The organism is Mariniflexile aquimaris (genome assembly GCF_042676825.1).
Classification (GTDB): domain Bacteria; phylum Bacteroidota; class Bacteroidia; order Flavobacteriales; family Flavobacteriaceae; genus Mariniflexile; species Mariniflexile aquimaris.
In genome coordinates, this window is the sequence record NZ_JBHTIB010000028.1 from 1 (window position 1) to 24,977 (window position 24,977).

The window sequence follows — 24,977 nt, forward strand, 5'->3', positions numbered from 1 at the left end:
GATTCTTGTGGTTCCATGAATGATTAAGTGTTAAGTGTAACACTATTCTAGGACGGGACAAAATATTGACATAAAAAAACCGACACAAACGTATCGGTTTTTTTTTGTTATTTCTGCAAAAGTAAGACTCTAATAAAGTAGATGCTTCTTTTTGCGATTGACTTACTTTTTTAAACGACGGGTATCGTCTATCCTCCAAAGTCGTCAAATCTAATATTCTCATCTGCTAGACCAAAATCTTCGCCCATTTTTTGAACAGCTTTATTCATTAATGGTGGTCCACAGAAATATAATTCAATATCTTCTGGCGATTCGTGTTTGCTTAAATAATTATCGATAACACAGTTATGAATAAATCCAACAAACCCATCTCCTGGAGAATCAATATCCGCTTTAACTTTCCAGTTATCTTCTGGTAAAGGCTCTGATAACGCTAAAAAGAATCTGAAATTCGGGAAATCTTTTTCTAATTTATAAAAATGATCTAAATAGAATAATTCGCGTTTTGAACGACCTCCGTACCAGTACGTTACTTTTCTTCCTGTTTTTAAAGTTCTGAATAAATGATATAAGTGCGAACGCATTGGTGCCATACCAGCTCCTCCACCTACATATAGCATTTCAGCTTCAGATTCATTAATAAAGAACTCACCGTAAGGACCAGAAATAGTTACTTTATCGCCTTTTTTCTGATTGAAAATATAAGACGAAGCTACCCCTGGATTTACATCCATCCATCCGTTTTTATTTCTATCCCAAGGTGGAGTAGCAATACGAACATTCAACATGATTTCGCGTCCTTCAGCAGGATAAGAAGCCATCGAATAGGCACGCTCAACCGTTTCGGTATTCTTCATTTCTAAGCTCCATAAACCAAATTTATCCCATTCCGCTTTAAATTTGTCTGGAGTTTCATGCTCTTCAGGATGCGCTGTAATATCAATATCAGAATATTTAACAACACATGGTGGTATTTCAATTTGAATATACCCGCCTGCTTTATACCCCATATCTTCAGGAATTTCAACAACAAACTCTTTAATAAAAGAGGCTACGTTATAATTACGTACCACTGTTGCTTCCCATTTTTTAATACCAAAAACCTCTTCTGGTATTGTGATATTCATATCTTGCTTAACCTTTACCTGGCAAGCTAAACGGGCTCCATGTTGTAATTCTTTTCTAGTAAAGTGAGGTGTTTCGGTAGGAAGTGCTTCACCCCCACCAGACAACACGTGACACTCACATTGAATACAAGTTCCACCACCTCCACAGGCAGATGGTAAAAATATTTTTTGATTCCCTAGAGTCGATAATAAACTTCCCCCAGAAGCTACTTCAATTTCCTTTTCACCATTTATAGTAATCTTTACAGGACCTGATGGTGATAATTTCTGCTTAACAACTAATAGTAATGCTACCAATAATAATGTAATAATTAAAAAAGCTATTACTGTTGCTATTACTGTTCCTAATGTACTTGCGGCTAAAATCATATTACTCATTTACTTTTATGTTGTTAGCTAACACTTCTTTTTCTTTTTTCGAATCGACTTTTACGGTAGTTGTTTCTTCTTTTTTAACAGCATCATCACCACCTGTTAACATCCCTCCAAAACTCATAAAACCGATGGCCATTAAACCAGTTATAATAAATGTGATTCCAAGGCCACGTAAGGCTGGTGGTACATTTGAATATCTGATTTTTTCGCGAATGGCAGCAATAGCAAGTATCGCTAAAAACCAACCAATACCAGAACCAATACCATAAGTGGTAGCTAATCCTAACGTAGGAATTTCACGAGATTGCATAAATAAAGACCCTCCTAAAATCGCACAGTTTACTGCAATAAGCGGTAAAAATATCCCTAGCGAATTGTATAAAGAAGGTGAGAATTTCTCAACTACTATTTCTACTAATTGTACCATGGTTGCAATGGTAGCAATAAACATGATGAATGATAAGAAACTTAAATCATACGCTGCATATTCAGCTCCTAACCATGATAAAGCACCCGGTTGTAATAAGTACTGATCTAATAACCAGTTTAAAGGCACTGTAATTGCTAATACAAAAATAACTGCAGCTCCTAAACCAACAGCTGTACTTACTTTTTTAGATACTGCCAGATAAGAGCACATTCCTAAGAATGTAGCAAACACCATGTTATCTATAAATATTGATTTGAAAAATAATTCTAAATGTTCCATATATTTTGGTTTTTAGTTGTTTGTTTTTAGTTTTTGGCGACATACTAGCTGCCAACAACCATCAACTATAAACTATTTAATGATCTTCTATTAATGCTGTATTTCTACTACGTTGAATCCAGATGATGATACCTACAACAATTAATGCCATTGGAGACAATAACATAAATCCGTTATTCTCATAACCTATTGCATATAATCCTGTTTTTTCGATTGGATCTCCAAGAACTTTAAAGCCTAATAAGGTTCCTGAACCTAATAATTCTCTAAAGAATCCTACGATTATAAGTATTAAACCATATCCTGCCGCATTACCAATACCATCTAAAAACGATCTCCAAGGTCCGTTTGCCAATGCAAATGCCTCAAATCGTCCCATAATGATACAATTTGTAATAATAAGCCCTACGAATACCGATAAGGTTTTACTAAGCTCGTAAGAATATGCTTTTAAGACTAAATCTACTATAATAACCAATGCCGCTACAACAACTAATTGCACGATGATTCTTATTTTAGATGGAATTATATTTCGCATTAACGAAATAACCACGTTACCAATTGCTAACACCGCCATTACAGAAATTGACATTACAATAGATGCTTTTAATTCTGCTGTAATTGCCAATGCTGAACAAATTCCTAATACCTGTATGGTAATTGGATTATTATCTGCTAATGGATCTAATATTAATTTGCTGTCTTTTTTAGATAAAAGTCCCATAAATTAATTGTTTTTTAAGTTTTTAAAGAAAGGCTCGTAAAGCTCAATGTCGCTTTTAATCATTGCAGAGACGCCGTTACCAGTAATAGTAGAACCTGCAATCGCATCTACCTCATTGTCCGTTTTGTCTTCATTTTTTGGATCGGCATTGCCTTTTGCAACAGTAATACCTTTAAAGTTTCCTTCGGCATCTAACAAATGCTCACCAATAAAATCATCCATAAAGAAACGTTGTTTAATGTTTGCTCCTAAACCAGGTGTTTCACCTTTATGGTCAAAATAAGCACCTTGTACCACCATGTTTTCATCCATAGCAACATAAGCCCAAATAGCATCCCATAATCCTTTCCCCATAATTGGTGCTATATAAAACGTTTTCCCGTCTTTTTCTCCAATAAACAAAGGCAATCTTCTAATTTTACCTTCTTTAGCTGCTGCTTGTTCTTTTTTCACGTCAATTAAATACGCCTGATCATCTTCAGTTACTTTATCACCTTCAATAATCAATTGCTTTTTAATGTATTTCGCGAATTCTCCAGCAACCTTATTAGTAGCAACAAAATTTGCACTACTCTCATCATTTTCGTTTACGCCCATCGCATACAAAATATTTTGCTGCTTTTCTAAACGTTTATTTTCATCTATGGTAGGTTTCAAAGATTCAGCTGCATATGCTAATACCGCACCTACAATTAATACCATGATAATGGCAAAAATTATGGTATATGAATTTTTATCTGTTTTATTTTCCATCGTTATGCAGTTTTTGCTTTTAGACGTTTCATTCGTTGTTTTACATTACCTTGAACCACATAATGGTCGATAGTTGGTGCAAATACATTCATTAATAAAATGGCTAGCATCACACCTTCTGGGTAGGCTGGATTAAATACGCGAATTAATATTGATATAAATCCGATGAAGAAACCATAATACCATTTTCCTTTATTAGTTTGTGATGCCGTAACAGGATCTGTAGCCATAAACACTACACCAAATGCAAATCCACCAATGATTAAATGTTCCCAAAATGGTGTACTCATTAAACCATAAAACTTACTTCCTTCGGCAATAATTCCCGCATCTACAATTTGGTTAAATATTAACCCCATTACGATAGCTCCTAATGAAGCGGATAACATAATTCTCCAACTTCCAATCTTAGTGAAGATTAAGAATAAACCGCCTAATAAAATTAAAAATGCCGATGTTTCACCAACCGATCCTGGGATAAAACCAAAAAACATATCCCAAGTTGAATAAACGACGTCTTTACCTTGTGCTAATGCACCTAAAACGGTTTCACCTGAAATAGCATCTAAATTTTGTCCTGCAGCAATTGCATTATCTCTAGCTACTGCACCTTCAACCCATACTTTATCTCCAGACATCCAGGTAGGATATGCGAAGAACAAAAAGGCTCTTATAGTTAATGCAGGGTTTAGTATATTCATTCCTGTTCCACCAAATACCTCTTTTCCTATAACAACACCAAATGCTACGGCTACTGCTAGCATCCAAAGTGGAATATCGATAGGCACAATAAGTGGCACTAACATTCCTGTTACAAGATACCCTTCTTCAACTTCGTGTTTCTTAATAATGGCGAATAAAAACTCTATTCCTAAACCAACACCATAAGAAACAATAACTAATGGAATGATTTTCCAGAAACCAATTAAGAAATTATCTAGTGTCCAAAATTCTGAGCTAAAAAAACTTCCAGCTACAGATTGAATATCTCCAATTGCTAAATTATGCTGATACCCAGCATTAAACATTCCGAAAATTAAACATGGAATCATCGCTAAAATAACGGTATTCATGGTACGTTTTAAATCGTCGGCTGCTTTTATGTGCGTTCCATTATGAGTAGTCTCATCTGGCAAGTATAAGAATGTATGAATAGCTCCAAATGCTGGTGCCATTTTAGAACCCCTTAACTTTCTTTTTAAAATATGTAATCGTGTCTTTAAATTCATCTTATATATTTTTCATGTCATTGTCTTCAATGAATAATCTTTTAAAATTTTTCATTTCATTGCACTCAATGAATAATTACCCAATCTCTTTAAGCATTACATCCAATCCTTTTCGTATGATTTCTTGATGTGGTTGTTTAGACACGCAAACAAATTCTGTTAAAGCGAAATCTTCTGGTGCTACTTCATACATTCCTAAAGACTCCATTTCATCTAAATCTTGATACATACAAGCTTTTAGAATTTGCATTGGATAAATATCTAAAGGAAATACTTCTTCATAACCACCGGTAACCACGAAAGCACGGTGTTCGCCATTAGTATTCGTATTTAAATCGTATACTTTATTTGGGTTTAACCATGAGAACGTAAGCGCTCTACTCGTTGAAATTTTATTAAATACAGGTGTAGTCCAACCAAACAATTCATAATCGTCGCCTTCAGGTATCACAGTAATTACGTTACTGTAATAATCTAAACTTCCGTCGAGATTAATTTGTCTTCCACTTAGTACGTTACCAGAAATAATTCGAATATGAGCTCTTTTAGAAATACCATTGGCATTTAACAAAGGTTCAACATCAGCTCCTATTTTGCTAACATAATATTTTGGTTTTTCTATACAAGAACCTGCTAAGGCAATAATGCGTTCTGCATTAAATTTACCAGTTAACAGCAATTCACCAATAATTACTAAATCTTGAGCAGCAACTGTCCAAACCACTTCGCCTTTATTAACTGGGTCTACTTTATTTATTAAAGTGCCTACGTTTCCTGAAGGATGCGGACCAGATACTTTATGCAATGTAATTCCAGACAAACCTGCTAAAGGTGAATTAGAATTCGCGCCTACAGAAACATGCACCTTACCCTCGGTAAGCTTGCTTAATGCCGTTACAGCTGCCTGTAATTCTGCTTCTTTACCTTGAAGCGTAAAATCTAAATCGGCCGCCAAAGGTGCGCTTGCATAACCAGAAATAAAAATAGCTTTTGGCGATTTGTCGGGATTTGCAATCACATCGTACGGACGCTGTTTTACAAATGGCCAACATCCAGAAGCTAAAAGATGAGCCTTTATTTCGGCAGGTTTAGCAGCATCTAAATTAAACTTCCCATAATCATGGTACGTTTGTTCTTTGCTTGCCTGCAATTTAATTGATAATATTTTGCGCTTCTCACCTCGTGCAATTTCTACAACTTCTCCAGCAACTGGCGAAACAAACTTTACGTTTTCATTGGATTTATCGTAAAACACAGGCTCTCCTGCTTTTACTTTCGATCCAACTTTAGAAATCAATTTTGGTATAACGCTATGAAAATCTTGGGGTCTGAGGGTGTAAAAGTCGCTTAATACTGCTTTTTCAAGAGTTTTTTCAGCTTTACCTTTAAGTTTAATGTCGAGACCCTTTTTTATACGAATGTCGTTTGACATATTTTATAATTTGAAATTAGTAGTCAAAAAATCGGGGCAAAAATACAAATTAAATGCACAGTTGCATAAATTTATTGCTATTTTTATTTGTTAAAAATTAATGTCAGAATTCGGTATCATAATTGATTATATTTACAAAAAATTCAAAGTAAAAATGTTTTCAATTAAGTTTGTAAGTGCTTTTTTTATTGTTCTTCTTCCGTTTTCGGGTCTAAGCCAAATTACGGAAGTAAATCCGCCTGACTACATTAAAACCATTATTTTTAAAGGCAACACTCCTGAAACCCAGCTACCCATTTTAAAACTAGGCGAATATGTTGTTTTAGAATTTGATGTACTTAACGGAAACGAAGACGATTATTATTATAAAATAGACCATTTTAATTACGACTGGACACCTTCTGCTTTAATGAAATCTGAGTTTATGGATGGTTTTGATAACCAGCGAATTCGTAATTATCAGAATTCATTTAACACTTATCAAATTTATTCAAACTATCAATTAACCATTCCAAACGATCAAACAAGACGCCTTAAAGTTTCCGGAAATTATTTAATAAGCATTTTTGATAGCGACAATAACTTAGTTTTTTCTAGAAAATTCATGATTAACGAAGACCTTACCGCCGTTGGAGTAGTTATAAAACGAACGCGCGACATTCAATTTATTGAAGAAAAACAGCGGGTTGAAATTAGTGTTACCTCAAATAACAATCAACTAAATAATCCATCACAAACTGTAAAAGCACTTATCGTTCAAAACAACAATTTAAATACAGCCATTTCTAACTTAAAACCACAATACACCCTTGGCAATCAGCTAATTTACAGATACGATTCAGAAAGTAGTTTTTTAGGCGGTAACGAATATTTATTTTTTGAAAACAAAGAAGTTAGAGCAGCAAATACAGGCATACGCGCTATCGATTTAAAAGACATTTACCACAACTACCTGTTTACAAATGTAGAACGTGCCAGCAAACCTTACACTTACAATCCCGATATTAACGGCAACTATCTGGTTACCGCTTTAGATGTAGACAATCCCGATATTGAAGCCGATTATGTTTGGGTCCATTTTTCACTGGTCCCCAACGAATCCTTTAAAAATAAAAACGTGCATGTGTATGGTAATTTTAATAATTACGCCATCGATAACAGCACTAAACTTATTTACGACCAGTCCCGCAACACCCTTTCAAAAGCCATTTTATTAAAGCAAGGGTTTTACAATTACAAATATGTAATAGTAGAAAAAAATGGCGTTTTAAACGAAGGCGCGATAAGCGGTAATTTCTATCAAACCGAAAATAATTACAAAGTTTTAATTTATTACAGAGACCTTGGTGCCCGTTACGACAAAATCATTGGAGTTGGCGAAGGCAGTTCGGTTAACATCTCCAATTAAACGGGTGTTTTACTAAAATTTCTAATTAAGAAGTTAAAATTTACTGTTCTCCTCTTAATATTTAGTAATTTAGCCACCATAAACAATGCATATGGTTCAACAAGTTACATGTGGTATAAAAATATCGGTAGAAACTACCTACGAAGGCTCATTTTATAAAAATTATAAAATACAATACGCCTTTGGTTACACCGTAACTATCGAAAACCAAAGTAAAGACACCGTGCAACTTAACGCACGCCATTGGGAAATTTTAGATGCCTTAAATAATGTAGAAATTGTTTCTGGCGAAGGTGTTATAGGCAAAAAACCCGTATTACAACCAGGAGAATCGCACACTTACACCTCCGGATGCTTGCTCACCTCTCCATTTGGTGCTATGCAAGGGCATTATAACATGGTAAATTTTACCACTACTAAAAACTTTCAAGTTACCATTCCAACATTTAAGTTAAGCGCACCGTTTGCGATAAACTAGAATTAATCTTTTTTATTAAACTATTTACTTGGGCGTTACCACAAGGGTCGGGCTTTACGCTGTATCTTTTGGTTTTATGTTATTTCAACAAAGACAAGTATCTACTACCAAAGTTACAGGAATTCTATTTTAGGTTATTTTCTAATTCAAGAAAAACCAAAAGGATGCCGCTGCAATCCCTAACGCGGGCACTACATACCTCAACAAGCCAAAATAAGCATAGAAAAATCACAAAGCACATAAACTAACTTCAAAAAAAAGGCAGACCAATCTTACTAAATTACTTTATAATTACAGAGAAACCAAACTAATAATTAAAAGCAATAACAACCTCTATATAAAAATAATTGCTATTTTTAACTTGACCCTAATTAGCTACAAAAAGCAAAATACAATTCCGTTATTGCCTAATTAACGGTAAAATCCAAATCGATGAGAAATCTAAAAACAGTAAGACTCCTAATTATAACGCTAAGTGTTGCATTACTTAGTGGCTGCAAAATACCGCAACCACCTACCAATAACAACACAAAAAGTCAAGTTGATGTACCTGCAACTACAAATCCCATGATTCACACAAAAGGAACACTAATTGTCGATGGAAACAATAACCCCATAAAACTACGTGGTGTTTTATTAGAAGGGTGGCTCATGTGGAATGGTACACTTTGGGGAGCTGGTTTAACTTCAGAAACTAAAATTGCTAACAGGTTAGAAAAAATGGCTGGAAAAGAACAAACCGAAACGTTTCGTACCGCAATTTATAACAATTTCATCACAGAAAAAGATATAGAACTTATAGCTAACTTTGGTTTCAATGTGGTTCGCGTACCTTTTAATCATACAATCTTCGAAGACGCCAATCCTTTAGAAAATTACAAAGCACGAGGTTGGTATTACCTTGATAATTTACTCAAATGGTGCGAAAAACACAAGGTATATGTTATTTTAGATTTTCACTCGGTACCCGGTGGCCAAGGCGCATTTGTCTCAGATCCAGACCTTATAAATGTATGGTTTTCGGCAACTAACCAACAACAAACAATAGATATTTGGAAAGCCATAGCCAAACGGTATGCTAACAAGAACATTATTGCAGGCTATGATTTAATTAATGAACCCGATGCACCAACTGGCAAAGCCCTAGTAGATTTTCACCGTCGTATTATAACAGAAATTCGTAAAGTGGACAGTTCACATATGATTATTTTAGAAGGTGGAAATTTCTCGAGCGATTTTACCATGTATACTGAGGCTCTAGATAGTAATATGGCCTACGGATTTCATACTTATAATTTTTTCACAAATGACACGAACCTATCAAACTTGCAAAAACTAACCAAACTAGCAAAATCGCAAAATATCCCACTATTAAATGGTGAATTTGGCGCACATAATGCAACATGGATCAAGGAAGAAATAGAATTATTTGAAGACCCTCAAAATCAAGTTAATGGCTGGATTTTTTGGCCATGGAAACGTGTTTCAGAAAATAACGAAAGATATAGACATCTTGCAGAAATTTCAAAAAACGAAGATTGGAAAAAAGTAACCGAAGGTATTGCTGCTCTATTTGGACCTTCCAAAGACATCACCCCTGAAATAGCAACAAGAGCCATGGCAAAATTTATAGAATCTTCAAAAGCTGAAAACTTAATTTTAGACCAAGAAATATCGGTTATATTAAAAAAGTATTTAAAAAACAATTAGGCATTAACAAGCAAGGAACAAAGTCAGTTAAATTTCCTATAAACTAAACAGCATCAATTGAAGCAATAAGCAACATATAAAAATTTAGAATTTCATAAAACAACAAACAATGAATCTAGAAAAAATCACGGTCCAAGCAACTATAAATGCAGACTCACAAAAAGTCTGGAATTTCTACACCAATCCAGAACATATAACAAAATGGAATTTTGCCGACCCCAGTTGGCACTGTCCTTTTGCAGAAAACAACATGAATATTGGCGGAAAATATCTAGCAAGAATGGAAGCAAAAGATGGGAGTTATGGATTTGACTTCGAAGCTGTATATACTAATATTGTTCATAAGCAACAATTTACTTACAACTTCGGCGAGCGTTATGCCACAGTTAAGTTCAACAAGACTAACAACCAAACCGAAGTAATAATACAATTCGGCCCAGAAAGCGAAAACCCTATAGAACTTCAAAAAAATGGTTGGCAAGCCATATTAAACAACTTTAAAATTTACACGGAATCTAATTAATTAAGACATTAGTGTTTTTATGTTAATGATTTTTTATGGCAAAGGAAATCCCTTAAACGATGCATTAATTAATTACTCATATTGCAGTAATTAATACCCAAGGTAACAAACTTAATTTCAGTTCGTCTCAAAATATAAATGCCATTATAATTATTTATAGGACTTACTTTAGCAACTAGGTGATGAACGACTAAAAAACCCACGAGAAATATAAACATGCAAACAAAAATTAACACTTAAGCTATGACTAAATTTTTTCTAACAACCTTGAGTCTACTATTTCTTGCTGCTGGATGCGTTTCAACAGTTCCGCAAGGCAATAACGCATCTACTGAAGAAGCACAAGTAGTTGGTTCGGTAAAATCAGAACGAAGTCTGGCAAAAAATATCACGATTCTTAAATCTGATGGCGGCAGAGTAGCATGGTCGCCAGACGGGAAAACTATTTATTTAGATAGAAAAGATTCTAAACGATATTTTGATATTTACAAAATGAATCCAGATGGCAGTAACGAGACGTGTTTGACTTGCAATACAAACGATGCTGTTCCAAGTGGTCATAACGGGCAACCTGCAATTCACCCAAATGGAGAATTATTAGTTTTTCAAGCTCAGAAAAAAGAACATGTTGGTAATCCCGGTCGAGATAAAGCGGCTGAACCAGGACTTGGTAGATACCATGATTTATGGTTATTGAATTTAAAAACGAATCATTTTTATCAACTTACTAATTTAGAAGATGCTCACAATACAGGAATCTTACATCCTCATTTTTCAAAAGATGGCAAAAAGCTTACTTGGTCTCAAATGTACAATAGCGAAAAGAATTATTGGACATTGAAAATGGCAGATTTTACAGTTGATAACTTAGGAAAACCACATTTATCAAATATAGAAACTTTTGCTCCTGGGGGTGAAGGATTTTATGAAAACCACGGTCTGTCGAGCGATGGCAAAACAATAATTTTTACTGGAAATTTTGAATTGACTTCGAACCCATTTAGTTTTTTTAAACAAAAAATTTACACCTATGCATTTGAAACTAAAAAATTAGTGGCTTTGGCTACCGAAAGATACAATGAGTCGGCTGAATATTCGCCTATAGGCAATAAAATTGTTTGGTTTACAAGTGTAGGGAACAACAACCGCGGTACCGATTACTGGAGCATGAATTATGATGGGTCGGGAAAAAAGAGGATAACCGATTTTAACAATCCAAAGATCAGCTCTTTTAAAGGCAAAGTAATTACAGCTGCAGATAAAAGTTTTAGTCCAGATGGAAAATATATGGTTGCGTATCTTCAAACAAATTTAATTTCCCAAGACGGGATGACGGTTTTAATAGAATTAGACGATGATTGGTATAAATAATTTGATAATATTTGAAAGACAGTACATTAATTCACAATGCAAAACAAGTCGCTTAAAGAAAATGTGGTCATTAAAGATTTATACACTCACATCTTTCTATCAAACCTAAAAATCTTATTTCGCTGCTTAATATGAAAAAATTTACAGTTGGAGTATTGCACAAATTCATACTCTAAGTCGTATTCAAATCCCTCATCTGTAACTCTAAACACTTCGTGCACATCGATATGCCCATGGGGCGAAATACGTCTAAAATAAAACTCAAGTTGGTGGTCGGTTTTATGTAATTCAAACCAAGCGCCTGCTGCAATTCCAGATAACCATTGTGCTTTTTCGTGTAAACCATCAACGGGTTTAGGGGCTAAAGTCCCAACAAAACTGGGTGTATGGTCTGGCAATTTATCTAAAAAATACCGCATATTTTCACTTTTCTGAGAACCTTTAAATTCAGAAATAACACCTGTTTCTGAAACTTCAAAAGCATGTGCTTCGGTGTTTGCTAAAAGTACATTGCCAACCGTACTGGGTGTAAACCATTTTGATTTTTCTAGATTCTTTTTAATCGTGCTATTGGTAACCGATGCGATTAAAGTATCCGTAACAAAACGCGCACAATTACAAGCGTCTTTAATAAAAGCAGCATACCGAATAAAGTGCCTTTGCTGCATTTTTGTAATATGGGTGCGTGCTTTATTATAATCGACCGCCTTACACACCGATGCCAACATTTTTCCATCACCGTGGGTTATTTTAGGATGGGTTGCTAAAAACTCTAAAATGGCATTTAAATTCGTAATCTTATCATTTTTAATTTCTGCAACTAGCGGAAAATGCAATTCGTTATCCGTTTCGCTACCGCGTACACGTCCCGAAGGTTCTGGGGTGATGTATCTACCAAAATCGTGGTATTCTAAAATACCCGTTTCTTTGTTTATTAAAACCAGCGCCGCGTGACCTGCACGTAAATAGTTCTTCTTTCCAATGCCCGCATATCTTAGTAATGGCGAAAACCATTCTTTAGAAACCATAACAATGGTTTCCGGGTAAGCCAATGTTAAAATAATACCAGTGCTAGTCATTAACTATTTCGGGTAAATGAAACGATTTGCTAGCAATTTTTTTGTTTTGCAGATTTTCGTAATACATCTCAAAAGACTCCCCAAATTTTTCAATTTGGGTAATACTTGTTGTTTTTACAAATCCACGATTCATTACAACGCCGTAATCATCATTACCTTTTCCTGCCGTTTTATGAAACTCCAAGATCGATTGAGCATTTAATTTTTTTTCAGATTTAAATGCTTCAAACCATTGGGCTCGTGCTTGCTTCATTTCACTATTATAAAGCGTAGTAGACGACCATATACTTGCTTGTAATGGTAATTTTTTTAAGTGTTTTTCGGAACCGTCCCAAACCAATTCATACAACTTCAATGCAGTATTCCAATCCAGAATTATCATAGTAAATGGCTGAATGGCATTTAAATCATATCCTTGTATAGTATCTAAAACAACATCAGAAACCATAAAATCTAACGCAACGATGCCACGACTTAATCGGTAATTTTGTTCCGGGTCATGTCTAACAAAACCACCATTCATCACACATACAGCTCTGTTTTTTTCACTTAACCCAATCCAAGTTCCTCCCGACATTTCATCCATAGGGAATAAAAGTTGGGTATTCTTAATTTTATAAACTTCTGGCGGGAGCGACTTTCTATTTGGAGCTTCATCCCTATTAGAAGTTAACACAAAATCATTTTTGCCTTTTGGTATAATTGTTACTGTGCACATAATAATTGTAGTCTGAAAAGGAATTAGCAACTTACAAAAAAATATTAAACTTTAACGTGTTTTTATGAAGCCTTGAATCCTAATTATCATTTAAAAATTCGTAAATTTGCAGCTCATTTACTGATAATTCAATAACAAAAATAGACAAATCATGGGAAAAGGTTTTTTTAATGTACCAATTGCGGTTAACGAACCTGTAAAAAGCTATGCACCAGGCACTCCTGAACGCGATGCCGTACTTCAGGCCTATAACGAAATGTATAACAGCAACATTGATGTACCTTTATATATCAACGGCAAAGACATAAAAACTGGAAACACCAGAACGATGTCGCCACCACACGACCACAAACACATTGTTGGAACCTATCACCTAGCGGAACAAAAACATGTGGAAGAAGCGATTGCAACTGCTCTAGAAGCTAGAAAAACGTGGTCGCAATTACCATGGGAACAACGTGCTGGCATCTTTTTAAAAGCTGCAGAATTAATCGCTGGTCCCTACAGAGCCAAAATAAATGCAGCCACCATGATGGCACAATCTAAAACTATACATCAGGCCGAAATTGATGCTGCCTGCGAGTTTATAGATTTCTTGCGTTACAATGTGCAGTACATGACCGACATTTATGCCGAACAACCAGAAAGCACAAGTGATACCTGGAACAGGGTTGAATACAGACCTTTAGAAGGCTTTACTTATGCTGTAACACCTTTTAATTTTACAGCTATTGCGGGTAATTTACCATCGTGTATGGCATTAATGGGTAATGTCGTGGTTTGGAAACCTAGTGATAGCCAAGTATATTCAGCTAAAGTAATCATGGATGTATTTAAAGAAGCTGGAGTGCCTGATGGTGTAATAAATGTAGTATTTGGCGATCCTGTGATGATTACAAATACCGTATTAGCAAGTCAAGATTTTTCAGGATTACATTTTACAGGTTCTACGTTTATTTTTAAAGAACTTTGGAAACAAATAGGAAACAATATTCATAAGTATAAAACATACCCTCGTATTGTTGGTGAAACAGGAGGTAAAGATTTTATTGTAGCGCATAAAAGTGCAGTTCCTAAGCAAGTTTCTACCGCAATCATAAGAGGCGCTTTTGAATTTCAAGGTCAAAAATGTAGTGCCGCATCAAGAGCTTATATCCCGAAAAGCTTGTGGAGTGACGTGAAAAAATTAGTTATTGAAGACGTGAAATCCTTTAAAATGGGTTCGCCAGCAGATATGAGTAACTTTATAACTGCTGTAATTCACGAAGGCTCTTTCAATAAATTGGCTAAATATATTGACCAGGCCAAAGCAGATACAGATGCCGAAATTATAGTGGGTGGTAATTATGATAAAAGTAAAGGGTATTTTATTGAACCCACAGTTATTGTAACAACCAACCCAAAATACACAACCATGTGTACTGAATTATTCGGACCAGTAATCACCATTTATATTTATGAAGATGCTGCCTATTCTGAAACATTGAAATTGGTTGACGAAACCAGTGAATATGCATTAACAGGTGCCATTTTAGCAACCGACAGATATGCCATTACCGAAGCTACCACCGCGTTGCAAAACAGTGCTGGTAATTTTTATGTAAACGACAAACCTACGGGCGCTGTTGTTGGGCAACAACCATTTGGAGGTGCGCGTGCATCTGGAACCAATGATAAAGCTGGAAGTGCTCAAAACTTATTACGCTGGGTTTCTCCACGTTTAATAAAAGAGACCTTTGTAACTCCAACAGATTATAGATACCCATTTTTAGGATAATAAATGTATTCCTGCAAAGACAGGAACTTTAAACCGAAAATTACTATAAAAAAAGCGTCACTCAATTTAAGTGACGCTTTTTCATTTTTGGTTGGTTGATTTTAATCTATTTTTTTTAAGAATTTCTATTCTATAATAATCTTCTTAGTTACGAGCCCTTTTTCAGTGTTTAATTTAACAATGTATAGTCCTGTATTTGATGACACCGTTAAAGTAACATCCGACTTGGTATTTAACTTTAATGATTTTATTTCGTTACCAAGAATATCATACAATCCCAGATCTTTTATTTTTATTTTATCGTTATTCTGTAATTTTAGTTTTTCTGATTTTGAATTATACCTAATAGTAACCGCACTTTCTTCTACGGTACTTTCAGCCTCAATACTGCTTTCTTCTAACTGTTTAAACATCAGTTTAAATCTGTCATTATAAACGCCCGGTTCTAAATTGATTTCAAATGCCTCGTCATTAATTTTCTTGATTTCACCAGTTAATTCATCTTTTATAAACAAAGGAAGATTGGCATCTATATTCTCCATCGCATCAAGTTTTATTTTTATGGTTCCGCTAGTTTTCACCACTAAACCTAATGAAAATTCTTGAGTCGCATCAAAATTAGCCACACCTTGAATAACAAACTTGCTTTTATTAAAATACCAGTACATATCTTCTTCATTCACATCTACCATAAAAGCATCATAGCCTAAATCAAATCCGTTGGAAGCTTTTTCATTAGCACCCAGAACAATTTGTCTGTGATACCCCTTGGGAGAATCATACATCAATCGAATGATAGATTTTTTCTTTTTAGATGTTTGAGTTTCTGTAACACTAGATTTTTTACTACTTGAAGATTTCATGAACACTGAAACCGGCACGTCTTCAAATTCCTCTAATTCGGTAACAAACACACGTTGCCTATTTTTAAATATTATATTTCCTCCTTCAACGGCAGCTATATTCCCCCCATTATCGTTAGGTAATGTTTCTAATTTTGTAGACACAAAGAAGCCTTGGTTTACTGGAATATATTGCCCTGGCACTTTAGTGCTTGAGGCACCAGAATTGTTAATTCTAACATCGTTTGAAATGGCGGGAGCACCACCGGATAAATTATAAGTGGCATAACCGCCAACATAATCTTTTAAATAATGTGAGTTTTCTTCACCAAAATGATCCCAAAAATAAAGTGCGCCATTAATAACAGTTTGGGAATTATTACCACCTTCGGCAACACTAATATTATCTAATATAAATTCTTCTGCATCAATGGCCGATGGGTATGGATTACCAATTAAGCGCTCTACATCGCCCGAAGTTTTATCTAAAGCAAGCGTAATATCGCCATTATACGGCAAACCTCTAAACACATAATTAAATCTTGTTGCTATTGAAGCCGTTCCTGCTGGTCCTTTCATTGTAAAACCTTCTCCAGCCTGCAAAGGGGTGGTTTTATTTATTTTTGCCCATGCACCATAGTCATCTGCAGCACCATAGAATTTATATAACCAGTAAGTGAAAATTTTTAATAAACCTGGCGAAGTCCCCGATGGTGGTGTAAAATCATATCCAACATCTTCAAATTCCATAGGCATTGGTAATGAAGATTCGTATCCATTATATAAAAAGTTTTCTATCGCTACACTGGAATTTGCACTAGAAGTTCCAGCCGGTATTGGGTCTAATAAGCTTACGTCTACTAATGGGCCCACTGAAGATGACCAGTAATTATAGTTAAAACCATTAGCAGTACCTTGTTGATCACGTTCTAAATAACCACTACTATGCTCATCAATAATACTCCCTTCGGTTTGAATTAATTGCGATTCGCCAACTAAATCTATAACACCATCTAGTTCTAAATAATGGGTTATTATTAATTCCTGACCAGAATTATTTTCATCTTGGTCTTCACCAGGGGCGGCTATTGTTAATGTTCCTGAATTACTAATTAATCCTAATAGTGTAATATCTCTATTTCCTAAAATATTATTTGAAATCTGTACGATGTTCCAATCTATTTCAGTTGTTCCATCTAAACCTATTGAATTTGGTATGGCTTGGTCTGCACTATTACTCCAGGTTGCAGGCGCATCCCAGTCACCATCGGCGGCAGAAAGATAAGGTAATGGTGCTGTTTGCTCACCAACAATCGATTTATTAGGCACTAAATAATTTAATCTTAAACAGTTTGTTGCATCTGTTAAACCTTCTACTGCGGTACCACAAAACGAATTAAAATCATAATAAACGGTAAGTGTACTCCAAGGAATGGAAGCTATTTCGCTGCTTAAAGTAGCACCTGGAATTATTTTACCACTCACATAATCTGTACTGCTAACGTCGAACCGCGCCACTTCTTGATTCATAAGATATCGCACCTGTCGCTCTGTCAATGCCTGATTCCAGATATAAACTTCATCTATTTCGCCTAACAACGGATTGCTTATTGTATTCTTATCTATGTACAATGAACCTATTGATAAATAGTTAAAATTAGGCGTAGGCGCCGCAATATTTTGTTTGGAATGATCTAACACACCATCGATATAAAGAAAAATAGTACCACTGTTGTAAACAAAGGAAACCTGGTGCCAGTTCCCATCAGTTATCGCCATATTAGACGTTATTTTTGCCCCATTGTCATCATCCATCCAAACTTCAACTTGATTAGACTCATTTAAACGCATTTGCAATTTATCTCCTTTGGCTATTATTGTTCTTGGATTGGTGGTACTTGCTGTACTTTTTATCCATGCAGACACTGTAAACGAATTGGGATTTAAATCTAGTAAATACTCGCCTACTAAATGCGTATTTTCATCTATAGTTATAGAACTTTCTTTAGATACTTTAGAAGTTATTCCAAATGAAAAGTATTTTGTGTCATGAAAATCATACCAAGTCTTATACACTTCACTCTCCTCATCGAACTTTAATGGAAGGACATCAATAATATTTGTATCTGCGAAAGCAGGATCGTTGGCCACTATTAATACATATTCTTCGTTCGTGTCTTTTGAGAAAGCAGAGAACGCAGCTTCTGGTATGCTAAGATATACGATTCCAATATCACCCGTACCTTGATTTGATTCAACAATTTTCCATTTTCTATCTATTCTGGTTAAAGTTGTTGATAAAGTAGATTCAATAAGAGTAACTGTATTGGTATCACTTCCATTATAAGTTAAATTATTACATCCCCAAACTAAAAAATCACCATTATCCTCAAACTCATTTACATTAGCACTATTAGTATCAAAAACACCTCCCAAACCAATAGTAACTTCATTAGTTTCATTTATGGTTTTTGATTGCTTTTGATATAGATCGGAATCATCATCTCTACCAATTCCAGCTATGTTGTGGTTATAATCGGCATTTTCTGAAACATCCCAAATTATTCCATCGATTGGACCAAATGAATTAATATAATCCTTTTCCTCTCCTACTTCATATTCCAAAGTAATCCCGTATTTAATAGCTAAATAAGATTCTATTTTTTGTCTATCTAAATCACTTAAGCGAGATGCAAACGTAAAAATTTCAGCTACTCGCCCATTAAGATTTCCTAATGTAGTATTCGCATTTTTTCCAATTAAATAGGGTGTCCCAAAAACATCATCAGGGCTAGGATAGTTATCAATAATATATCCTAAATTTTCAAATACAAAGCCGCTAGATTTAGTGGCATCTGCTGGGTCATCAGCTACCTTAAAAGAATTATATAAAATACTCATTCCATCAGTAACAGTATTGGATTTATTTCGTGCATTAATAATTGCTGCCTTATTGTAAGACCTGCTTGTTGAAGCCAAAAGTGTGTAATAAGGATCTGAAACTGAATTCCCTTGATTATACCAAAGTCTTTCTTCAGGTGAAGAAATACGGCCTGTAAAATTCCCTAATCCTACACCAGAAACATCATTTATATCATTTACATATGTATTAGAATATGTATATGTTGGAGCAGGTGACGACGGATATGCAACCGTTCCAGAAAAAATAGTCATTCCACTTGAAGTAGAAACATCAACATCTGGCTGCATCACAATAAATATTTCCTGACTGTAAAAACCATTATCGGTGTTGTATAAGTATTGACTTTTAGACCCATCATTTTGGAATTTTATAACAGGATTAAAGTTGATATTTGAATTAGCATCATCTACATATAATGGTTGATTAGCCAAAACCGCTTGAGAAGCATTTTTACCATTGGTCCCAATATCAGCCCAATCAGAAACATTATTACTGCCATCTTTGGTAATTCCGCGCGTAGATTTTAACCATAATCTAAAATCGGCTGTAATACCTCCTGGACCCGGAATTGCGAAATTAAACATTTCGGCACTTACTTTAAATGTATAACTTGTATTGGCTGTATTTGCTATGGTAATAGTTGCAGCTTTTGTTCCAGCACCCGCAGGAGGCCCAGTAAAGGTTACGGATAATACTGCGGAAGAACCTGAATTTATGATTGCTGGCAGACTTGTATAAGTATAATCAGATGAAGAACTCGTAAGTCCTGTAATACCTAAAGGACAACTTCCGGTATTAGCGATTATAAAATCTCTTGTAACACTTACGCCTGCATCAACTACTCCAAAATAAGTTCCATTTGTAGCTGTTATAGTGGTCGAACCATTGTTAATATCTGCTAACGGACTTCCACCTAAAACATTTATTGCTGGATTCCCACTTATTGAAAACTCAAATTCAAAGTCAGGATTCTGTTTAACTTCTATAGCGATATCCGTACTAGCCCCACAATTACCACTTTTATTAGTTATTGTAAAATCTACATATTTAGTTTTTCCTTTACAACTTTCGGTATCTACATTTGTTGGAATTTTATCAGATGAAATTGAGAAATCAATAGTATTTGAAACAATAATATCTTCAATTTTGACTTTATCGCAATCATTTCTTGTATTTGTAATCCTAAAAGATATGGTATTACCGGCAGAAAAGGACACTGCACCTCCATTAGAAACAGTGGTGGTACTTCCTAAAATTTTAACCTGTATATCTTGTGTATTACCAATATAAGATGTAAGCAAAAAAACACATACACATGTTATTTGAAAAAAACTGAGGGGCAAAAATCTTCTCATCTAAAATTATTTAGGGCGTTAAATTTGTTGTGAGAGACTAGCAACTGTAAACAATCGCTGTGTAATATTACAAATAAATATCGATATAATACTAATATATTCGTTGTAATGCATAACAAAATATATATTTGTAGGTTTTATATTCTAAAAAAACCTAAATGAAAGATAAATATTACGGGTAAAAATTTTACCACCAAGAAAGTAAATATGATAAATTAAAAAGTTTAAAAAATATCACTAACTTTATTTTTTAAAAATTCTATTAAAAAAACAGCTTTGCCCTATATGAAAAGAACTTTAGCAATCTTAATATTCTTAGTCTTAAATGCCACAAGTTATGGGCAAGCCAACAAGCTTTTAAGACTCGCGTCTAAAACCACAGATTTAAACGAAAAAATAGACCTGTACACAAAAGTTTTAGAATTAGAACCCAAGAATTTAGATGCTTATTTTTACAGAGGTCTTGCAAAAAACGATTTAGGCGATTACTCGGGTGCTATTGTAGATTACTCAAAAATAATTGTTGAAGAGCCCGATGCGGATACCTACTACAACCGAGGAAATGCGCGTTACAGTTTAAAAGATTTTGCCGGTGCAAAAGAAGATTATCAAAGTGCCGTACAGCTAGATGCAAACTTTTTAGACGCCTTGTATAGCCTCGGGTGTGTGAAATACGATTTAGGTGATTTTGAAGGCGCTATTAAAGATTTCACGACTTTGATTATGGCCATCCCCAATCAATCAAAGTTCTATTACCATAGAGCTTTGGCCTATATTGCCTTAGAGAAATATCCATTAGCCTTGAATGACTATTCCTTGGCTATATTAGCAGATTCAAGTGCCGATTCGTATTACAACCGAGGGGTATTTTATTTAGATATTAATTATTACGACAAAGCAATCACCGATTTTTCTATTTCATTAAAATTAAACGAAAACAACAGTTACGCTTATTTTTATCGTGGTACTGGGTTATTATTTCTAGGTAAATATATGGATGCCGTATCAGATTTTAATACTGTTCTTAAATTTGATTCACTAGATTTTGATGCTATGTTGGGTCTGGCAATTTGTTATTATAAACTGAATGATCTTAATAAAGCTAAGTTATATTTTGAAAGAGCAAACTCCATTTTATCAATTGACAAAAGTGCTAAAGACATTGAAAACTACAGAAACACCTATTGGTATCAAAATCAGTTTTTCTTTTTTAAGGAAATATTCAGCGAATTATCTGGACTTTAATTGTTTCATATTACACTTACCCGCGAAATTTTAAAGGTAAATGCACCATTTTTTTAGTTTCAAAAAAATCTTCAGCATAATAATCGCTTAAATTATAAACAGTGGCCGTTTTATAATCTTGAAGTTCTTCGCTTAAATCGCCACCTTTTAAATACAGAATACCATTTTTTAAATCGTGCTTTTGCTCTTTCGCAATTTTTCCCTTAACCCAATGCACAAATGTTGGCATAATAGCAACCGCACGACTTACAATAAAATCGTAAGTATCTGTAAGTTCTTCAACCCGACAATGCGTTGTTTTCACATTGGTTAAACCTAGGCCTTCTACAACCTCATCAACCACTTTTAATTTTTTAGCAATACTGTCTACCAAATGAAACGTACAATTTGGAAACATAATAGCCAATGGAATACCTGGAAAGCCGCCACCTGTACCAACATCTAAAATCTTACTACCATCCTTAAAACTAATTACTTTTGCAATCCCTAAAGAATGCAAAACATGTCTCAAATAAAGTTCGTCTATATCCTTTCTAGAAACCACATTAATTTTCAAGTTCCAGTCTTGATAAAGCGCTTCTAGTCTTTCGAATTTGCTTATTTGATCTTCGGTTAAATTTGTAAAGTATTTTAGTATCAGTTCCATTTAATGTTAAATTTTCAACAAAAATATACTTTTTAAGTACATTTTTTTACAAAAAAACGTTATTACTTGATGTCGTTTATACCTATCTTTGCCCCAAGTATGATTAATAGTTTTTAATATTAATTGTATTAAATTAATAGCATGACAAAACAAACACTTTCATTCTCGAGAACAGATTCTGCAAAGTTTTTTAGAACACTTAACAAACGTGTTAACAATTACTTTAAAGATAACAGTATCAAGCGAACAGGCAATTGGAAATTATGGATTAAAACAATTGTAATGTTTTCCATTTTTTTAACGCCTTACTTTTTAATCTTAACCTTAAGCATTCCTGGTTGGGCACAACTTTTATTAACTATTGTTATGGGAATTGGGATGGCAGGAGTTGGCATGAATGTGATGCACGATGGTAATCATGGGTCTTTTTCTAACAAAGAATGGGTAAACCGCTTAATGGGAAGCAGTATTTATATTCTTGCCGGAAACGTTTATAACTGGCAGGTGCAACACAACGTACTGCATCATACTTATACTAATATTCATGGACATGACGAAGATTTAGAAGCAGGACGCATTTTACGTTTTTCTGAACATTCTGAATGGCATTGGTACCATAAGTTTCAACATTACTACTCGGTATTATTGTATGGTTTATTAACTATAAACTGGGCAATTACTACCGACTTCCAACAAATGAGTCGCTATATGAAGCGCAAATTATCATACGGGAAATTCCCAAATCCTGTTTGGAACTGGAGTAAACTTGTAATTTCAAAAATAATCTACATAGGCATCTGGATTGTAATACCTATGCTTGTGTTAGATATTGCATGGTGGAAAATTTTAATTGGTTTTTTTGTAATGCATTATACTGCAGGCTTAATACTAAGTGTAGTTTTTCAGTTAGCACATGTTATGGAAGAAGCCGAAATGCCAATGCCAGAAAAAGATGGCATGATGAAAAACACTTGGGCTGTACATCAACTTAAAACAACCATTAATTTTAGTACAGACAACCGCATTGTAAACTGGTTTACTGGCGGATTAAACCACCAAGTAGAACACCATATTTTTCCAAATATTAGTCACATCCATTACACAAAAATCTCAAAAATTGTGAGAGATACCGCTAAAGAGTTTAATCTACCTTATAACGAATATAAAACTACCCGTAAAGCCATTATTGCCCATTTTAAGCATTTAAAAGAAATGGGAACAAAACCTGCTTTACACGTCTAACTAACAATTTTATTATTATTTAAATGCAATTACTATCTGATAGAATTTTAAACATGGCGCAGTCTGCTACATTAGCAATGGCTGCAAAAGCAAGAGAGTTAAAAGAAGAAGGCAAAGATATTATAGGTTTGAGTTTGGGTGAACCAGATTTTAACACGCCAGATTTTATAAAAGAAGCCGCTATAAAAGCCATAAACGATAATTACAATTCATATTCTCCGGTTGATGGGTATGGCGATTTAAAACAAGCTATCATCACAAAGTTTAAACGTGACAACGGGTTAACTTATACACCAAACCAAATTGTAGTTTCTACTGGAGCAAAACAATCGTTAGCAAATATTGCTGCGGTTATGACCAACAAAGGTGACGAAGTTATCATGCCTTGTCCGTACTGGGTAAGTTATGCCGATTTAGTTAAATTAAACGATGGTATTCCGGTAGAGGTTAAAACATCGATTGCTACCGATTTTAAAATGACACCAGAACAACTGGAAGCTGCCATTACACCAAAAACTAAAATGATTTGGTTTAGTTCGCCCTGTAACCCAAGTGGTTCTATTTATAGCAAAGAAGAATTACGTGGTTTAGCAGATGTTTTAGTAAAATACCCAAATATTTATGTGGTTTCAGATGAAATTTACGAACACATTAATTATGTTGGTGGTCATGCGAGTATGGCTCAGTTTGAAGACATGTACGATAGAACCATTACGGTAAACGGTGTATCTAAAGCGTTTGCGATGACGGGATGGCGTATTGGTTACATTGGAGCTCCTGAAAAAATAGCCCGTGCCTGCAACAAAATGCAAGGGCAAATTACAAGTGGTGCTAACTGTATTGCACAACGTGCTACCATTACAGCCCTTAACGAATCGCCAAGTCGTGTTCAATACATGATTGACGAATTTAAAGTACGTCGTGATTTAATATTAAGATTGCTAGGTGAGATTGAAGGTTTTAAAACAAACGTTCCTGAGGGAGCTTTTTATGTGTTCCCAAACATTTCTTATTTCTTTGGAAAAACCTTGAAAGGCCATAAAATTAATAATGCCTCTGATTTTTCTATGTTTTTATTAGCAGAAGCATTAGTAGCAACCGTTGACGGTGAATCGTTTGGAAACCCAGATTGTTTAAGAATTTCTTACGCAGCATCTCAAGAACAAATTATTGAAGCTTTAAAACGCATTAAAGAAGCAGTGAGTTAATAACACTTGCTTGAAAATTTATATTTTAAGACCTGTCTTGTTATAAAATGAGACAGGTCTTTTATTTTTAGGTCTATTAGCACTATCATTACAAGTTACTATC

Annotated in this window: 19 protein-coding genes; 9 read left to right on the plus strand and 10 right to left on the minus strand. The window is 34.6% G+C overall.

Annotation, left to right across the window (positions count from 1 at the left end):
• Positions 1 to 188 precede the first annotated feature (188 nt).
• The 6 genes from nqrF to ACFQ0I_RS15995 all read right to left on the minus strand — a co-directional run bounded on the left by nqrF (position 189) and on the right by ACFQ0I_RS15995 (position 6,349).
• Positions 189 to 1,496: an NADH:ubiquinone reductase (Na(+)-transporting) subunit F gene (gene nqrF / locus ACFQ0I_RS15970; RefSeq protein WP_379944054.1), complete on the minus strand. Its 1,308-nt coding sequence runs from the start codon at positions 1,494 to 1,496 to the stop codon at positions 189 to 191.
• A gap of 1 nt (position 1,497) precedes the next feature.
• Complete coding sequence (gene nqrE, locus ACFQ0I_RS15975) at positions 1,498 to 2,211, minus strand: NADH:ubiquinone reductase (Na(+)-transporting) subunit E (RefSeq protein ID WP_379943960.1); 714 nt, start codon at positions 2,209 to 2,211, stop codon at positions 1,498 to 1,500.
• A 76-nt stretch (positions 2,212 to 2,287) separates the two neighbouring features.
• Positions 2,288 to 2,935, minus strand: coding sequence for an NADH:ubiquinone reductase (Na(+)-transporting) subunit D (locus ACFQ0I_RS15980; RefSeq protein WP_379943961.1), 648 nt, complete (start codon positions 2,933 to 2,935; stop codon positions 2,288 to 2,290).
• 3 nt (positions 2,936 to 2,938) lie between these two features.
• Positions 2,939 to 3,688: a Na(+)-translocating NADH-quinone reductase subunit C gene (locus ACFQ0I_RS15985; protein WP_379943962.1), complete on the minus strand. Its 750-nt coding sequence runs from the start codon at positions 3,686 to 3,688 to the stop codon at positions 2,939 to 2,941.
• Between the two features lie 2 nt (positions 3,689 to 3,690).
• Entirely contained in the window at positions 3,691 to 4,917 is a 1,227-nt protein-coding gene (locus ACFQ0I_RS15990; RefSeq protein ID WP_379943963.1) for an NADH:ubiquinone reductase (Na(+)-transporting) subunit B, read from the minus strand.
• 76 nt (positions 4,918 to 4,993) lie between these two features.
• Positions 4,994 to 6,349: a Na(+)-translocating NADH-quinone reductase subunit A gene (locus ACFQ0I_RS15995; RefSeq protein WP_379943964.1), complete on the minus strand. Its 1,356-nt coding sequence runs from the start codon at positions 6,347 to 6,349 to the stop codon at positions 4,994 to 4,996.
• A gap of 154 nt (positions 6,350 to 6,503) precedes the next feature.
• On the opposite strand from ACFQ0I_RS15995, the gene ACFQ0I_RS16000 reads away from it, so the two are divergent.
• From ACFQ0I_RS16000 to ACFQ0I_RS16020, 5 genes are all read left to right on the plus strand, one after another.
• Positions 6,504 to 7,757, plus strand: coding sequence for a type IX secretion system plug protein (locus ACFQ0I_RS16000; protein ID WP_379943965.1), 1,254 nt, complete (start codon positions 6,504 to 6,506; stop codon positions 7,755 to 7,757).
• Between the two features lie 91 nt (positions 7,758 to 7,848).
• Positions 7,849 to 8,235 carry a Co2+/Mg2+ efflux protein ApaG gene (gene apaG, locus ACFQ0I_RS16005; RefSeq protein WP_379943966.1) on the plus strand — a complete coding sequence of 129 codons (387 nt, stop codon included), beginning with the start codon at positions 7,849 to 7,851 and terminating at the stop codon, positions 8,233 to 8,235.
• Positions 8,236 to 8,667: 432 nt separating this feature from the next.
• On the plus strand, positions 8,668 to 9,945 hold the full coding sequence (locus ACFQ0I_RS16010; RefSeq protein ID WP_379943967.1) for a glycoside hydrolase family 5 protein: 1,278 nt from the start codon (positions 8,668 to 8,670) through the stop codon (positions 9,943 to 9,945).
• A gap of 109 nt (positions 9,946 to 10,054) precedes the next feature.
• Positions 10,055 to 10,468, plus strand: a complete 414-nt coding sequence (locus ACFQ0I_RS16015) for an SRPBCC domain-containing protein (RefSeq protein ID WP_379943968.1) — start codon at positions 10,055 to 10,057, stop codon at positions 10,466 to 10,468.
• A gap of 243 nt (positions 10,469 to 10,711) precedes the next feature.
• Positions 10,712 to 11,839: a TolB family protein gene (locus ACFQ0I_RS16020; RefSeq protein WP_379943969.1), complete on the plus strand. Its 1,128-nt coding sequence runs from the start codon at positions 10,712 to 10,714 to the stop codon at positions 11,837 to 11,839.
• Between the two features lie 86 nt (positions 11,840 to 11,925).
• On the opposite strand, the gene ACFQ0I_RS16025 is transcribed toward ACFQ0I_RS16020, so the two are convergent.
• Both ACFQ0I_RS16025 and ACFQ0I_RS16030 read right to left on the minus strand, forming a co-directional pair.
• Positions 11,926 to 12,918, minus strand: coding sequence for a DUF6695 family protein (locus tag ACFQ0I_RS16025; RefSeq protein ID WP_379943970.1), 993 nt, complete (start codon positions 12,916 to 12,918; stop codon positions 11,926 to 11,928).
• Positions 12,911 to 13,636, minus strand: coding sequence for an NRDE family protein (locus ACFQ0I_RS16030; protein WP_379943971.1), 726 nt, complete (start codon positions 13,634 to 13,636; stop codon positions 12,911 to 12,913). The genes ACFQ0I_RS16025 and ACFQ0I_RS16030 overlap by 8 nt, the downstream gene beginning before the upstream one ends.
• Before the next feature lie 151 nt (positions 13,637 to 13,787).
• On the opposite strand from ACFQ0I_RS16030, the gene pruA reads away from it, so the two are divergent.
• Positions 13,788 to 15,413 (plus strand): L-glutamate gamma-semialdehyde dehydrogenase, encoded by a 1,626-nt coding sequence (gene pruA / locus ACFQ0I_RS16035; protein WP_379943972.1) that lies wholly within the window; start codon positions 13,788 to 13,790, stop codon positions 15,411 to 15,413.
• 125 nt (positions 15,414 to 15,538) lie between these two features.
• Here pruA and ACFQ0I_RS16040 read toward each other — a convergent pair whose 3' ends face one another.
• Positions 15,539 to 20,533 (minus strand): LamG-like jellyroll fold domain-containing protein, encoded by a 4,995-nt coding sequence (locus tag ACFQ0I_RS16040; protein ID WP_379943973.1) that lies wholly within the window; start codon positions 20,531 to 20,533, stop codon positions 15,539 to 15,541.
• A gap of 285 nt (positions 20,534 to 20,818) precedes the next feature.
• Here ACFQ0I_RS16040 and ACFQ0I_RS16045 point away from each other — a divergent pair, with 285 nt between their 5' ends.
• Entirely contained in the window at positions 20,819 to 21,778 is a 960-nt protein-coding gene (locus ACFQ0I_RS16045; protein WP_379943974.1) for a tetratricopeptide repeat protein, read from the plus strand.
• 16 nt (positions 21,779 to 21,794) lie between these two features.
• On the opposite strand, the gene rsmG is transcribed toward ACFQ0I_RS16045, so the two are convergent.
• On the minus strand, positions 21,795 to 22,424 hold the full coding sequence (gene rsmG / locus ACFQ0I_RS16050; protein WP_379943975.1) for a 16S rRNA (guanine(527)-N(7))-methyltransferase RsmG: 630 nt from the start codon (positions 22,422 to 22,424) through the stop codon (positions 21,795 to 21,797).
• 141 nt (positions 22,425 to 22,565) lie between these two features.
• Here rsmG and ACFQ0I_RS16055 point away from each other — a divergent pair, with 141 nt between their 5' ends.
• Positions 22,566 to 23,666 (plus strand): fatty acid desaturase family protein, encoded by a 1,101-nt coding sequence (locus ACFQ0I_RS16055; RefSeq protein ID WP_379943976.1) that lies wholly within the window; start codon positions 22,566 to 22,568, stop codon positions 23,664 to 23,666.
• Positions 23,667 to 23,689: 23 nt separating this feature from the next.
• Positions 23,690 to 24,874 carry a pyridoxal phosphate-dependent aminotransferase gene (locus ACFQ0I_RS16060; RefSeq protein ID WP_379943977.1) on the plus strand — a complete coding sequence of 395 codons (1,185 nt, stop codon included), beginning with the start codon at positions 23,690 to 23,692 and terminating at the stop codon, positions 24,872 to 24,874.
• Positions 24,875 to 24,977 lie beyond the last annotated feature (103 nt).

Coding starts and splice junctions, on each gene's coding strand:
- rsmG (WP_379943975.1), bottom strand. CDS start 22,424: ATGGAACTGATACTAAAATACTTTACAAATTTAACCGAAGATCAAATA.
- ACFQ0I_RS16020 (WP_379943969.1), top strand. CDS start 10,712: ATGACTAAATTTTTTCTAACAACCTTGAGTCTACTATTTCTTGCTGCT.
- apaG (WP_379943966.1), top strand. CDS start 7,849: ATGGTTCAACAAGTTACATGTGGTATAAAAATATCGGTAGAAACTACC.
- ACFQ0I_RS16060 (WP_379943977.1), top strand. CDS start 23,690: ATGCAATTACTATCTGATAGAATTTTAAACATGGCGCAGTCTGCTACA.
- ACFQ0I_RS16025 (WP_379943970.1), bottom strand. CDS start 12,918: ATGACTAGCACTGGTATTATTTTAACATTGGCTTACCCGGAAACCATT.
- pruA (WP_379943972.1), top strand. CDS start 13,788: ATGGGAAAAGGTTTTTTTAATGTACCAATTGCGGTTAACGAACCTGTA.
- ACFQ0I_RS15980 (WP_379943961.1), bottom strand. CDS start 2,935: ATGGGACTTTTATCTAAAAAAGACAGCAAATTAATATTAGATCCATTA.
- ACFQ0I_RS16015 (WP_379943968.1), top strand. CDS start 10,055: ATGAATCTAGAAAAAATCACGGTCCAAGCAACTATAAATGCAGACTCA.
- ACFQ0I_RS16010 (WP_379943967.1), top strand. CDS start 8,668: ATGAGAAATCTAAAAACAGTAAGACTCCTAATTATAACGCTAAGTGTT.
- nqrE (WP_379943960.1), bottom strand. CDS start 2,211: ATGGAACATTTAGAATTATTTTTCAAATCAATATTTATAGATAACATG.
- ACFQ0I_RS15985 (WP_379943962.1), bottom strand. CDS start 3,688: ATGGAAAATAAAACAGATAAAAATTCATATACCATAATTTTTGCCATT.
- ACFQ0I_RS16055 (WP_379943976.1), top strand. CDS start 22,566: ATGACAAAACAAACACTTTCATTCTCGAGAACAGATTCTGCAAAGTTT.
- ACFQ0I_RS16000 (WP_379943965.1), top strand. CDS start 6,504: ATGTTTTCAATTAAGTTTGTAAGTGCTTTTTTTATTGTTCTTCTTCCG.
- ACFQ0I_RS15995 (WP_379943964.1), bottom strand. CDS start 6,349: ATGTCAAACGACATTCGTATAAAAAAGGGTCTCGACATTAAACTTAAA.
- ACFQ0I_RS16030 (WP_379943971.1), bottom strand. CDS start 13,636: ATGTGCACAGTAACAATTATACCAAAAGGCAAAAATGATTTTGTGTTA.
- ACFQ0I_RS15990 (WP_379943963.1), bottom strand. CDS start 4,917: ATGAATTTAAAGACACGATTACATATTTTAAAAAGAAAGTTAAGGGGT.
- ACFQ0I_RS16040 (WP_379943973.1), bottom strand. CDS start 20,533: ATGAGAAGATTTTTGCCCCTCAGTTTTTTTCAAATAACATGTGTATGT.
- ACFQ0I_RS16045 (WP_379943974.1), top strand. CDS start 20,819: ATGAAAAGAACTTTAGCAATCTTAATATTCTTAGTCTTAAATGCCACA.
- nqrF (WP_379944054.1), bottom strand. CDS start 1,496: ATGATTTTAGCCGCAAGTACATTAGGAACAGTAATAGCAACAGTAATA.